This window comes from Vogesella perlucida (genome assembly GCF_979366545.1).
In genome coordinates, this window is the sequence record NZ_CEETRO010000007.1 from 27,739 (window position 1) to 40,572 (window position 12,834).

Here is a 12,834-nt window from a genome sequence, read left to right on the forward strand (position 1 = left end):
CAGACGCTAGCCAGTGTGCAGAAAAAAAGCCCGCCAGGCACCTGACCTGACGGGCGGCAAGACAACGCACAACGCGGCTTAGCCGGGCTGCCAGCCACCCCCCAGCGCGCTATACAAGCTCACCACGGCACGCAGGCGCGACAGGCGTGCATCGGACTGTGCTTGCTCCAGCTGGAACACGCTGCGCTCGGCGTCCAGTACCTCCAGATAGCTGCTGTAGCCCGCGTCGTAGCGCAGGCGTGCCAGGCGCAGGGCGTCGCGCATGGCTGCCAACTGCTGGGCTTGGGCCGCTTCGGTATCGCGTGAGGTCCCCACTGCAGACAAGGCGTCCAGTGTGTCGGCAAACGCTGCCTGCACCGCTTTTTCGTAGGCGGCCAGCGCCTGCTTCTGGCGGGCGTTGGCGGCGTCTACCCCGGCGGCAATCTGGCCATTATTGAAAATGGGCGCAGCCAGGTTGGCCGCAAAGTTCCAGGTTTGTGCCGGGCCGGTAAACAGCTTGGACAGCTCAAGGCTGGCACTGCCCAGGCCGGCCGACAGGCCGATGCTGGGAAAGTAGGCCGAGCGCGCTACGCCAATGCGGGCGTTGGCCGCCACCAGCTGCGCTTCTGCCGCCGCAATATCCGGGCGGCGCAGCAGCAGGTCCGATGGCAGGTCGGCCGGGATGTCCAGCGGCACGGCCAGGGCGTTCAGCGCCTTGCCGCGCGCCAGCGGCGTAATCAGCTCGCGCGGGTTCACGCCGGTCAGCACCGCCAGGGCGTGCTCGGTCTGGCGTACGGCCTGCTGCAGGCGCGGTACGGCAGCGCGGGCGGAGGCGGCCTCGGCTTCGGCTTGCTTGAGCTCCAGCTCGGAGGTCATGCCGCCGTTAAAGCGCTTCTTGCGCAGCACCAGGCTTTCTTCGCGCCCCTTCAGCGTGGCTTGCACGGCAGACAGCTGGGCGTCGTAGCTCAGCAGCTGGAAGTAGGTGCTGGCTACCTGGGCGCTCAGCGACTGGCGTGCACCGTCCAGCAGGCGTTCGGTTTGCGCCAGGTCAGCGTTGGCCGCTTCGCGTTTGCGCGCTTCCTTGCCCCACAGGTCGAATTCCCAGCTGGCCGACAGGCCGCCGCTGTAGTTTTCGCCGATCGCTCCGGCGCCACTGCTGTAGCGCGAGGTCTGCGCACGGGCACCGCCTAGGCTGGCCGTGACCTGCGGCAGCTGGCTGGCACGGGCGGCACCGGCCGCTGCAGCAGCTTCTTCTACGCGGGCGGCGGTTTGCTGCAGATCGCGGTTGTATTGCTGGGCATCAGCAATCAGGCGGTTCAGCGTGGCGTCGCCAAACTGGCGCCACCAGTGTGCGTCTACCTGCGCCTGCTGGCTACCCTGCGGCAGTGGCAGGCTGGGGCGCTGGTAATCCGGGCCGACTGCAGCGCAAGCCGACAGCGCGGCGGCAACCAGCAGCGGCATCAGGGCTTGCTTAAACTTCATGTTTTTCTCCTTGTTTGGCGGCCTTGCCCTGCGACAGCTGCATGATCAGCTTGAAGAACAGCGGGATGAACAGCGCCGCGATAAAGGTTGCGGCCAACATGCCGCCAATCACGCCGGTACCAATAGCGTGGCGGCTGGCCGAGCCGGCACCACTGGAAATAGCCAGCGGTACGCAACCCAGAATAAAGGCCAGCGAGGTCATGACGATGGGGCGGAAGCGCAGCTTGGCCGCATCAATGGCGGCGTCGGCCAGGCTCATGCCTTCGTCCATCTTGATCACGGCAAACTCCACAATCAGGATGGCGTTCTTGGCCGCCAGGCCAATCAGCGTCACCAGCGCTACCTGGAAGTACACATCGTTCGCCAAGCCACGCATCCAGGTGGCCAGCAGCGCACCAAACACGGCAAACGGCACCGCGGTGAGCACGGCAAACGGCAGGGTCCAGCGTTCGTACTGCGCCGACAGGATCAGGAACACCATCAGCAGCGCCACCACAAACACCATGGACGACGAACCACCGGTGGATTTTTCCTGGAAGGCCGAGCCGGTCCACGCCAGGGTGTAGCCGTCTGGCAGCACTTCGCGGGCCAGCTGTTCCATGGCCGCCAGCGACTCGCCCGAACTGTAACCCGGTGCCGGGCCACCCACGAACTTGGCCGCCGGGAAGGCGTTGTAACGGTCTACCACCTCAGGGCCAGTACGCTGCTCGATTTTCACCAGGCTGGTCAGCGGGATCATCTGGCCGTTCTGGCCGCGTACAAACACATTGCGCAGGTCTTCCACGCTATCGCGGAAATCGGCTTCGGACTGCAGCTGCACGGTAAAGATGCGGCCGAACTTGCTGAAGTCGTTCACGTACAGCGAGCCAAAGGTACTGCTCATGGCATCGAACACGTCGCCTACCGCCACGCCCAGCGATTTGGCCTTGTCGCGGTCCAGCTGCACGTTCAGCTGCGGCACGTTGGCCGAGAAGGTGGTTTGCACCCCGGCCAGCTCGGGGCGTTTGGCCGCTGCCATCATCAGCTTCTGCGCCTGCTGTGCCAGCTCGGCACTGGTAGCGCCGTTACGGCTTTGCAGATAGGCCTCGAAACCACCGGTAGACGACATACCGGAAATCGGCGGCGGGTTGAACGCCAGCACCAAGCCCTCCGGCACCATCATGCCTTTCTGGAACACATCCCCTACCACGGCTTGTGCCGACAGGTTGGGTGCCTTGCGCTCGTCCCATGGCTTGAGGGTGATGAAGGTCACGCCGGTGTTGCTGCGGTTGGTACCGGACAGGATGTCAAAGCCGGCAAAGCTCATCACGTCTTTTACCGCCGGGTTGGCCGCAATCTGCTTGTCGAAGCGGTTCATCACGTCCTGGGTGCGGTTGATGGCAGCACCGTCGGGCAGGATGGTGGCAGCAATGATGTAGCCCTGGTCTTCTTCGGGGGCAAGCGACGACGGGATCAGCTTGAACAGCCATACCGAGGCGCCGATCAGCACGCCGAACATCACCAGCGCCAGCAGGCTGCGGCGAATCAGGAACGACACGCCGTTGCCGTAGCTAGCGGTCATGCGGTCGAAGAAGCGGTTGAAGCCATCAAAGAAGCGGTTGCTGTGCTGGTGCTCGGGTTTGAGCATCAGCGCGCACAGCGCCGGGGTCAGCGTGAGCGCCACAATGCCGGAGATGGTGACCGAGATGGCAATGGTGATCGCAAACTGCTTGTACATCTGGCCGGCAATACCGCCCAGGAACGCCACCGGAATGAACACCGAGCACAATACCAGCACGATGGCGACCACCGGGCCGCTCACTTCTTTCATCGCCTGCAGGGTCGCCTCGTACGGCGGCTTGCCCTCTTGCGACATGATGCGCTCGACGTTTTCCAGTACCACGATCGCATCATCCACCACGATACCGATGGCCAGCACCATGCCGAACAGCGTCAGCGTGTTGATGGAGTAGCCAAAGATATACATGCCGGCAAAGGTACCCACAATGGACACCGGCACCGCCAGGCCCGGAATCAGCGTAGCGCGCCAGTTCTGCAAGAACAGGTACACCACGGCAAACACCAGCACCATGGCTTCGGCCAGCGTGTGGATCACCTCCTCGATGGACACTTCCACAAAGCGGGTGGTGTCGTACGGAATCGCGTAGGACAGGCCCTGCGGGAAGCGTGCGGCCAACTCGTCCATGCGTTCTTGCACGGCTTTGGCAGTGTCCAGCTGGTTGGCACCCGGTGCCAGGTTGATACCGATAGGGATAGTGGGGCGGCCATTGTGCAGGCCGGAGAAGTCATACGACAGTGCCCCCAGCTCTACCCGCGCCACGTCTTTCAGGCGTACTTGCTGCCCGCCACTGCCGCTGCGCACGATGATGTTCTCGAACTCGGACACCTCGCTGAAACGGCCCTGAGTGGTAATGGTGTAGGTAAAGTCCGGCTGGGTACCCGCAGTCGGGGTACCACCGATCTTGCCGGCGGCAAACTGCGCGTTCTGCTCGCGAATGGCCCGCGCGACGTCGCCCGGAGTGAGACCAAGCTGCGACAGGCGGTCCGGACGCAGCCAGATACGCATGGCGTAGTCCTGGCCGGCAAAGTTGGTGACCTGGCCCACGCCCGGAATACGCTTCAGTTCGTCTACCACGTTCAACAGCGCGTAGTTGCTCATGAACAGGGTGTCAAAACGCTTGTCCGGCGAGTACAGCGAGATCACCTGCAGGAAGGTGGCCGCCTGCTTGCGTACGTTCACGCCCTGGCGGCGGACTTCTTCCGGCAGCGACGACAGCGCCGATTGCACGCGGTTGTTCACGTTGATGGTGGCCTGGTCGGGGTTGGTACCGATCTTGAAGGTCACCGTGACCGTGAGGCGGCCGTTACTGGCGCTGGTGGACTGCAGATACAGCATGTCGTCCACACCGTTAATGGCCTGCTCCAGTGGCGATGCCACGGTATCGGCAACGACCTCGGCAGAGGCGCCAGGGTAGTTGGCCGTCACCGCGACCGAAGGCGGCACGATCTGCGGGTATTGCTCCACCGGCAGCGCCCGCATGCCGAAAAAACCGGCCAGCAGGATGACGATGGAGATCACGCTGGCAAAAATCGGCCGGCGTACGAAAAAGGCTGAAAACATGGTGTGCTTCCCCCTGGTTAGCCGTTAGCCGGCGCAGAAGCAGGTTTAGCCGCTTGTGGTACCACCTTGGCACCCGGGCGCAGCTTGATCAGGTTATCCACGATCACCTGCTCGCCTGCCTTCAGGCCGCCTTCCACGATAAAACCGGCCGGCGTGGCGTCACCCAGCTGCAGCGGGCGCGGCTCGGCGGTGTTGTCCTTGCCCACCACCCACACCATTTTGCCTTGCTGGCTGGACAGCACGGCTTGCTGCGGTACCACCAGCGCGCCCAGACGGGTAGCGCCTTTGAGCTGTACACGCACAAACTGGCCCGGGCGCAGCTGGCCTTGCGGGTTGGCAAAGGTGGCACGGGCAGCAGACGTGCCGGTAGCCGGGTCGATCACGCGGTCGGCAAAGTCGATCACCCCGTCACGGCCATACTGGCTACCGTCCGGCAGTTTCAGGCTCACGGTGTAGCGGTTACCGGCGGGCAGGCGCAGTTTGCCCTCTGCTGCCAGTTTCTGGGCTTTCAGCACGTCGTTATCCGACAGCGAGAACTTTACATGGATGGGGTCCAGCTGCGAAATGCGGGTCAGCAAGCCGCCCTCGCCCGGCTGCACCAGGCTGCCTTCAGAGCGCACTTCGGCGCTGGTCACTCCGCCGATCGGCGCCGTCACGCGGGTGTAGTCCAGGTTGATCTGCGCACTTTTCAGCCCGGCACGCGCGGCAGCAACCGATGCTTTGGCGCTGGCCAGCGCCGCCACGGCGTCGTCACGGTCTTTCTGGCTGACGGCGTTTTCCTTGAACAGCGGAATCACGCGGTCGTGGTCTTGCTGGGCGCGAATCAGGCCGGCTTCCTGCAGCTTCAGCGCGGCCGCTGCCTGGTCTACCGCGGCCTGGTAAGGTGCCGGGTCAATCTGGAACAACAGCTCGCCCGCCTTCACGGTGCTGCCTTCCGTATAAGCACGGTTCTGCAAAATGCCGGACACGCGGGCACGCACTTCTACCTCGCGCGAGCCGCTGGTTTGCGCAACATATTCGCTGACCAGCGCCACATCGGCTGCCTGCATGGTTTTTACCGATACCGGCATGGGGGGCATCTGGCCGCCGTGGCCGCCTGCCTGGCCAGCAGGTTGGCCGCAAGCAGCCAGCAGGATCGCCAGGGGCAGGAGGGCGGCATGGTTCAGTTTGGTGGGTATCACGGAACGCTCCTTGATAAGAGAAGGGTTTGGCCTGAATGCAATGCAGGCGTGTTCAATGCTAATGAGCCAAGCGGGTGGCACAGCCCCACCCGGCAGTGTGTGATGGTTTTCAGTGTAGCTGCTGGCAGCACAATACAAGTGGCATGGCGGCAAGCTGTGCCGACCGGCTTGCGGCGATGCAACATACATTCAGGCAGCACATTGGCTATTTTGGTGCGATAATACATACATTCACGTATGTATGTAAACAAACAGTGCTGCAGACACCACCGTTTGTCGCTATCCTTACGCCCGCTTTGATACCCCTTTTATCGACATGGCCAGAAAAACCCGCGAAGAAGCCGAACAAACCCGCCAGCTGCTACTGGATACCGCCGAAAAGGTATTCTGGGAGCAAGGCGTGGCCGCCACCTCGCTGACCGACATTGCTGCGGCAGCGGGGCTGACGCGTGGCGCCATCTACTGGCACTTCGCCAACAAGCTGGACCTGTTCAACGCGCTGTGCGACCGCATCGTGCCGGCGCTGGAAATCATTGACGGCATCTTGCTGGATACCCATTACAACCCTGCAGCACGGCTGTGGCACCACGTGCACGCCATGTTCGACCTGCTCTATCACGACCAACGCATGCGCCGTATCTGCGCCATTCACCATATTGGCTGCGAGCAGGTGGGCGAAATGGCCCCGCTTCTGCTGGAACAACTTAGCTGGACGCAAGAAAAACAAGCCCAGCTCACCCGTGTACTGGAAGAGGCCGGGCAGCAAGGTCTGCTACGCCCGGGCGTGGTACCGGCGCTCGCCGCCATCGGCCTGCACTCCTTGTACGGCGGCTTGTGCCATAGCTGGATGATTGCCATCGAAAACGACACCATCCACCGCCATCTATCTGCCATGTTAAGCCCTTATTTTGTCGGGGTTTTCCGTGACGATTGCTGGCTACAGGGCGCTGCACCGGCGGCCTGATTGGCGTATACTCCGCGCTTTCCCGCAGACAACACCGCATTTGGCCATGACCCACGCGATCAGCATCGAGTCCGTCAGCAAGCGTTTTGGCAGCTTGCAGGCACTGGATAGCGTCAGTTTCACCGTAGCGCAGGGCGAATTCTTTGCCTTGCTCGGCCCCAACGGCGCCGGCAAAACCACCCTGATTTCGGCCATGGCCGGCCTGTCGCGCCCGGATAGCGGCCATATCCGCATCATGGGGCACGATACGGTAGGCAGCGCCCGCCAGGCACGCATGACCTTGGGCGTGGTACCGCAAGAACTGGTGTTCGACCCGTTTTTCAGCGTACGCGAAGCCCTGGTATTCCAGTCCGGCTACTTTGGCATTCGCCGCAACGATGCCTGGATAGACGAGTTGCTGCACAAGCTGGGGCTGACCGACAAAGCCGGCACCAATATGCGCGCGCTGTCCGGCGGCATGAAACGCCGTGTCATGGTGGCGCAGGCACTGGTACACCGCCCGCCGGTGATCGTGCTGGACGAGCCCACTGCCGGGGTAGACGTAGAGCTGCGCCAGAGCCTGTGGGCCTTTGTGCAGGAACTGAACCAGGCCGGCCACACCATCGTACTGACCACACACTATCTGGAAGAAGCCGAAACCCTGTGCAGCCGCATCGCCATGCTGAAAAAAGGCAAACTGCTGGCGCTGGAAAACAAGGACAAGCTGCTGGCGCATAGCGCTACCCGCGAGATCTCGCTGAAGTTGGCCGCAGCGCTGCCCGCCAGCCTGCAGCCGCTGAAAGTGCGCGAGGCGGATGGCCGCCACATCCTGCAGCTGGCCGATATTGCCCGCCTGGAAGACGTCCTGCGCGAGCTAAGGTTGGCCGCAGTGGAGGTGCGCGAGCTGTCTATCCACGAAACGGACCTGGAGCAGGTGTTTGTGAAAATGATGCATGGGGGGCGAGTGTGATGCACGGCTTCATGACGCTGTTCAAAAAAGAGATCCTGCGTTTCTGGAAAGTCGCCTTCCAGACCGTCATGGCCCCGGTGCTGACCGCCCTGCTGTACCAGCTGATTTTTTCGCACGTGCTGTCGCAGCACGTTGAAGCCTACCCCGGCGTGAGCTATACCGCTTTCCTGATACCCGGCTTGGTGATGATGTCGATGGCGCAAAACGCCTTTGCCAACAGCTCGTCCAGCCTGATACAGAGCAAGATCACCGGCAATATCGTGTTCCTGCTGCTGCCACCGCTTACCGCGCTGGAGTTTTTTGGCGCCTACCTGCTGGCCGCGATCGTACGGGGCCTGGTGGTGGGTGCTGGCGTACTGGCTGTCACCGCCTGGTTTGGCCTGCCGCTACCCAGCCACCCGCTGTGGATTCTGGCGTTTGCCGCGCTGGGCTGTGGCGTACTGGGTACACTGGGCATTGTGGCAGGCATCTGGGCCGATAAATTCGACCAGCTGGCAGCCTTCCAGAACTTTATCATCATGCCGCTGACTTTCCTGTCAGGGGTGTTTTACTCCATCAACAGCCTGCCACCCCTGTGGAAAACCGTGTCCCACCTAAACCCGGTGTTCTACATGATTGACGGCTTCCGCTACGGCTTCTTTGGCCAGGGTGATGTCTCCCCCTGGCTTTCGCTGGCGGTAGTGGGGGGCAGCTTTGCCGCACTGGCAAGCTGGTCCTTGTATTTGATCGGTAGCGGCTACAAATTACGCCAGTAAGCCCGCACCGTTTTTTGACAGCTTTCCTACAGGATTTACCATGGTTAGTGCAGACTATATCCAGAACGTCATCACCTCCACCCTTGCCTGTGAGCATATCCAGGTACTGGGTGACGATGGTACCCACTTTGAAGCAGTCATCGTCAGCCCCGAGTTTTCCGGCCGCAACCGTGTACAGCGTCACCAGCTGGTCTACAACGCACTGGGTGACCGCATGCGTGCCGAAATCCACGCGCTGTCGATGAAGACACTCAGCCCGGAAGAATGGGCGCAGCAACAAGGCTAAAAAAAACATAATGGAAAAACTGGTCATTCAAGGCGGCAACGGCCCGCTCAATGGTGAAATCCGCGTTTCCGGCGCCAAAAATGCCGCCCTGCCCATCCTGTGTGCAGGCCTGCTGACCGCCGACACGCTGAAGCTCAGCAACGTACCCATGCTGCGCGATGTGTCTACCACGCAAAAACTGCTGCAAGGCATGGGCGTGCGCGTGATGACCGACAACGTGCATGAGGTCGAAATCACTGCCTCGCAGCTGGACACCCTGGTTGCACCGTACGAGCTGGTGAAAACCATGCGTGCGTCCATTCTGGTGCTGGGCCCCATGCTGGCCCGCTACGGCGAAGCCACCGTCTCGCTGCCAGGCGGCTGCGCCATCGGTAGCCGCCCGGTAGACCAGCACATCAAGGGTATGGTCGCCATGGGGGCGGAAATCTCCATCGAGCACGGCTATGTCAAAGCCCGCGCCAAGCGCCTGCGCGGCGCGCACATCATGATGGACATGGTGACCGTAGGCGGTACCGAAAACCTGATGATGGCCGCCACGCTGGCCGAGGGCATCACCATTCTGGAAAACGCCGCGCGCGAGCCGGAAGTCGTCGACCTGGCCAACTGCCTGGTGGCCATGGGTGCCAAGATCCAGGGCATCGGCACCGACCGCCTGGTGATCGAAGGCGTCGAGCGCCTGCACGGCGCACAACACGCCATCATGCCGGACCGTATCGAAGCCGGTACCTTCCTGGTGGCCGGTGCCATGACCCAGGGCCACGTGGTGCTGCGCAATGCTGCCCCGCGTGCCATGGACGTGATCCTGGACAAGCTGGCCGAAACGGGTGCCGTGATCGAATGCGGTGACGACTGGATCTCGCTGGACATGAAGCGCCGCCCGAAAGCCGTCAACGTACGCACCCTGCCGCACCCAGCCTTCCCTACCGATATGCAGGCGCAGATGATGACGCTGAACACCATCGCGGAAGGCACTGCCGTGATGACGGAAACCATCTTCGAAAACCGCTTCATGCACGTACCCGAACTGAACCGCATGGGCGCCAATATCGAAGTGGAAGGCAACACCGCCATCGTGAAGGGGGTAGACAAGCTGTCCGGCGCCACCGTGATGGCTACCGACCTGCGCGCCTCTGCCAGCCTGGTGATTGCCGGCCTGGTCGCCGAAGGCGAAACCGTGGTGGACCGCATTTACCACCTGGACCGTGGCTACGAGCACATCGAAGACAAGCTCAACGCCGTAGGCGCCAACATTACCCGCAGCAACAGCTAAGCGCTGCTTGCTCCATAGCCCAAAGCCCCGTCAGGGGCTTTTTTGCTTTTCAGCCTGACCGGGCTGGCAAGCTGTGCGTGACAGTCTAGAGTTTAAGATAACCACATCGGTGGCAGCCGCGGGCTGTGATCAGGGTAAATTTATTGCTTGCTGCAGTGAAAAGCCTGAATAATGTTAAATATCTTAAACAAGGATAAGACATGCGCCACAGCATCAAAACCAAATTGCTGCTCGGTGCCGGGCTACTGGTCATGGTGGGGTTTGCCACCCTGATCGGGCTGAATAGCTGGCTCACCCTGCAGCATGCCGAAAACAGCGTCCTGGCGCATGCGCGCACCCAGGCACAGGGCGAGGCCGACAAGCTGCGCATCCTGCTGGAACGCAGCTACACCGCAGTCGAAGCCCTGGCCACCGGCATGCAAGCCCTGCCCGGCAGCGGCACACCCGACCTGCGCCAGCTGGCCAGCCAGCAAACCCGGGCGCTGCTGTCTCAACACCCCGATGCCGTGGGGATCTTCACCCTGTGGGAAGCCAATGCGCTGGACGGGCGCGACAGCGAGCTGGCCGGTAAACCGGAAAACGACGCCCAAGGCCGTGCCGGGGTGTACTGGTTTCGCAAAGACGGCAAAGAAGACACGGTCTGGGGCGCAGAAGATGTCGATGGCGACGAATACTACGCCAGCCCCAAAGCCAGCCGGCAGCCGGTGATGACCGAGCCCTACGAAGACCGCGACATCAAAGTACTGATGGCCACCCTGTCTTACCCTATCCTCCGCAACGGGCAGTTCCTGGGCGTAGCCGGTATCGACATGGGGCTGGGCAAACTGCAAGCCCTCGCCGCGCAGGTACAGCCCTACGGCACCGGCTTCATGACCATCTACTCCAGCCAGGCCATGGTGCTGGGTGCGGCGGATAAAGCGCTCATCGGCAAAAAAGACAGCACACTGCCCCCAGCTGCCAGCACCGCCATCCAGCAGGGCAAGGCCTTCGAATACAGCGCAGACAACATCCTGCACCTGATCCAGCCAGTCAACGTTGGCCGCACCAGCCAGCCGTGGGCAGTACGCATCTCCATCCCGCTGGCCAGTGCGTTTGCCGATACCCGTGCCGCCACCTTGCAAACAGCAGGCATCAGCCTGCTAGCCCTGCTGCTGATTCTGCTGGCGCTGGCCCTGCTGCTGGGCAAGCTGGTAGCCCCGCTAGGCCGCCTGCAAAGCGCACTGAGCGAGCTATCCGGTGGCGATGGCGACCTGACACGGCAACTGGCCATTAGCGGTAAAGACGAAATCGGCGCCTCAGCCGCGGCGTTCAACCACTTCAGCCAGGCCCTGCGCCACATGCTGCTGGATGTGCGCACGCGCACCAGCCAGGTCAACCACGCAGTAGCCGCACTGGCCAGCGAAACCACCGAGATCAGCCAACACTCCAGCCAGCAGGCGCAGGCCGCCACCCACACCGCCGGCGCGGTGAGCCAGCTATCCGGCAGCATCAGCCGTATTGCCGAATCGGCACGTGTAGCAGAGCACGCGGCACGCAGCGCAGGTAACGAAGCCGAGCAAGTCGCCGACAGCGTGCACAGCACCGCCAGCGAAATCGGCCGCATTGCCGACACCATCCGCAGCCTGGGTGGCGTACTGAACGGGCTGGAAAACCGCTCGGAACAAATCAGCAGCATCGTGCAGGTGATCAAGGATATTGCCGAGCAAACCAACCTGCTGGCGCTGAATGCCGCTATCGAGGCGGCACGGGCCGGCGAGCAAGGCCGCGGCTTTGCCGTCGTGGCCGACGAAGTACGCAAACTGGCCGAGCGCACCGCGTCGGCTACGGTAGAAATTGCCGCCAGTATCCGCCAGGTACAGGAAGCCACCGCAGGGGCTGCCGGCAGCATGGACAGCGCCATCCGCCAGGTAGAAAACGGGGTGATGCTGGCCGAACGCGCCGCCGGCGCCATTACCCAGATCCGCAGCCATAACCTAGGGGTGCTGGACACCGTGGGCCATATTGCCTCGGCGACTGCCGAGCAATCACTGGCCAGCCGCGATATCGCCAGCCATATCGAGGCGATTCACGCCATGACGGCCGATACCGATGCCTCGCTGGCCCACGCCAGCGGTGCGGTGGCCGATTTGCAGCGCCTGGCCGACGAGCTGCAGGACCTGCTGGCACGCTTCAAGCTGTAAGCGCCTACCAAGGTTGGCCGCAGCACTGCCCTGCGGCCAACCCCGACAAAAAAGCCCTGCTTGCGCAAGCAAGCAGGGCTTTTCATGGCCATGGCCGCAACGGCTAGTGGCCGTCGAACGAGCACACGGTAAACAGCGGAATATCCAGGCCGCGCATCAAGTCACCACCGCCCAGCTCGGGCAGCTCGATAATGCCGGCGGCTTCCACCACCTCGGCGCCCAGGCGCTGCAGCAGTTTGTAACCGGCCATCATGGTACCGCCGGTGGCGATCAGGTCGTCGATCAGCACCACACGGTCACCCGGCTTCACCGCATCGGTATGCATTTCCACCGTGGCGTTGCCGTATTCCAGCTCGTACTCTTCCGCCACCGTGGTGTAGGGCAGCTTGCCCTTTTTGCGGATAGGCACAAAGCCGACGTTCAGCTCGTAGGCCAGCACCGAACCGATGATGAAGCCGCGCGCGTCCAGGCCCGCCACCATATCGATCTTTTCGCCCATATAACGGTGCACGAAAATATCGATCAGCATGCGGAAGGTCTTGGGGTTCTGCAGCAGCGGGGTAATATCGCGGAACATCACCCCGTCACTCGGCCAGTTCGGCACGGTGCGGATCCAGCCCTTCAGGTAGCGCGAATAGTCCAGGTTACTCAGGTTTTCCATACTTTA

General features: G+C 62.3%; 10 protein-coding genes. 6 read left to right on the plus strand and 4 right to left on the minus strand.

Annotation, left to right across the window (positions count from 1 at the left end; genetic code table 11):
- Positions 1-78: 78 nt before the first annotated feature.
- From ACZ9XP_RS11390 to ACZ9XP_RS11400, 3 genes are read right to left on the minus strand one after another with little or no spacing between them, the layout of a single operon-like run.
- Positions 79-1,461, minus strand: coding sequence for an efflux transporter outer membrane subunit (locus ACZ9XP_RS11390; protein ID WP_147685952.1), 1,383 nt, complete (start codon positions 1,459-1,461; stop codon positions 79-81).
- Positions 1,451-4,582: an efflux RND transporter permease subunit gene (locus ACZ9XP_RS11395; RefSeq protein ID WP_147685954.1), complete on the minus strand. Its 3,132-nt coding sequence runs from the start codon at positions 4,580-4,582 to the stop codon at positions 1,451-1,453. Before ACZ9XP_RS11395 ends, ACZ9XP_RS11390 begins: the two co-directional genes overlap by 11 nt.
- 17 nt (positions 4,583-4,599) lie before the next feature.
- Positions 4,600-5,763: an efflux RND transporter periplasmic adaptor subunit gene (locus tag ACZ9XP_RS11400; protein ID WP_147685956.1), complete on the minus strand. Its 1,164-nt coding sequence runs from the start codon at positions 5,761-5,763 to the stop codon at positions 4,600-4,602.
- A gap of 316 nt (positions 5,764-6,079) precedes the next feature.
- Between ACZ9XP_RS11400 and ACZ9XP_RS11405 the strand changes: the two genes are divergently transcribed.
- From ACZ9XP_RS11405 to ACZ9XP_RS11430, 6 genes are all read left to right on the plus strand, one after another.
- The gene (locus ACZ9XP_RS11405) at positions 6,080-6,727 is read left to right on the plus strand and encodes a TetR family transcriptional regulator (RefSeq protein ID WP_147685958.1); all 648 of its coding nucleotides are present in this window, start codon (positions 6,080-6,082) and stop codon (positions 6,725-6,727) included.
- Positions 6,728-6,773: 46 nt separating this feature from the next.
- Positions 6,774-7,676 carry an ABC transporter ATP-binding protein gene (locus ACZ9XP_RS11410; protein ID WP_147685960.1) on the plus strand — a complete coding sequence of 301 codons (903 nt, stop codon included), beginning with the start codon at positions 6,774-6,776 and terminating at the stop codon, positions 7,674-7,676.
- Positions 7,676-8,431, plus strand: coding sequence for an ABC transporter permease (locus tag ACZ9XP_RS11415; protein WP_017509849.1), 756 nt, complete (start codon positions 7,676-7,678; stop codon positions 8,429-8,431). The genes ACZ9XP_RS11410 and ACZ9XP_RS11415 overlap by 1 nt, the downstream gene beginning before the upstream one ends.
- A gap of 40 nt (positions 8,432-8,471) precedes the next feature.
- Entirely contained in the window at positions 8,472-8,717 is a 246-nt protein-coding gene (locus ACZ9XP_RS11420) for a BolA family protein (RefSeq protein WP_017509850.1), read from the plus strand.
- Positions 8,718-8,727: 10 nt separating this feature from the next.
- Entirely contained in the window at positions 8,728-9,987 is a 1,260-nt protein-coding gene (gene murA / locus ACZ9XP_RS11425; protein WP_147685962.1) for a UDP-N-acetylglucosamine 1-carboxyvinyltransferase, read from the plus strand.
- Between the two features lie 200 nt (positions 9,988-10,187).
- Positions 10,188-12,167, plus strand: a complete 1,980-nt coding sequence (locus ACZ9XP_RS11430) for a methyl-accepting chemotaxis protein (protein WP_465188487.1) — start codon at positions 10,188-10,190, stop codon at positions 12,165-12,167.
- Positions 12,168-12,270: 103 nt separating this feature from the next.
- On the opposite strand, the gene ACZ9XP_RS11435 is transcribed toward ACZ9XP_RS11430, so the two are convergent.
- On the minus strand, positions 12,271-12,828 hold the full coding sequence (locus ACZ9XP_RS11435; RefSeq protein WP_147685966.1) for an adenine phosphoribosyltransferase: 558 nt from the start codon (positions 12,826-12,828) through the stop codon (positions 12,271-12,273).
- Between the last annotated feature and the right edge of the window lie 6 nt (positions 12,829-12,834).

Coding starts and splice junctions, on each gene's coding strand:
- ACZ9XP_RS11390 (WP_147685952.1), bottom strand. CDS start 1,461: ATGAAGTTTAAGCAAGCCCTGATGCCGCTGCTGGTTGCCGCCGCGCTG.
- ACZ9XP_RS11395 (WP_147685954.1), bottom strand. CDS start 4,582: ATGTTTTCAGCCTTTTTCGTACGCCGGCCGATTTTTGCCAGCGTGATC.
- ACZ9XP_RS11405 (WP_147685958.1), top strand. CDS start 6,080: ATGGCCAGAAAAACCCGCGAAGAAGCCGAACAAACCCGCCAGCTGCTA.
- ACZ9XP_RS11410 (WP_147685960.1), top strand. CDS start 6,774: ATGACCCACGCGATCAGCATCGAGTCCGTCAGCAAGCGTTTTGGCAGC.
- ACZ9XP_RS11415 (WP_017509849.1), top strand. CDS start 7,676: ATGCACGGCTTCATGACGCTGTTCAAAAAAGAGATCCTGCGTTTCTGG.
- ACZ9XP_RS11420 (WP_017509850.1), top strand. CDS start 8,472: ATGGTTAGTGCAGACTATATCCAGAACGTCATCACCTCCACCCTTGCC.
- murA (WP_147685962.1), top strand. CDS start 8,728: ATGGAAAAACTGGTCATTCAAGGCGGCAACGGCCCGCTCAATGGTGAA.
- ACZ9XP_RS11430 (WP_465188487.1), top strand. CDS start 10,188: ATGCGCCACAGCATCAAAACCAAATTGCTGCTCGGTGCCGGGCTACTG.
- ACZ9XP_RS11435 (WP_147685966.1), bottom strand. CDS start 12,828: ATGGAAAACCTGAGTAACCTGGACTATTCGCGCTACCTGAAGGGCTGG.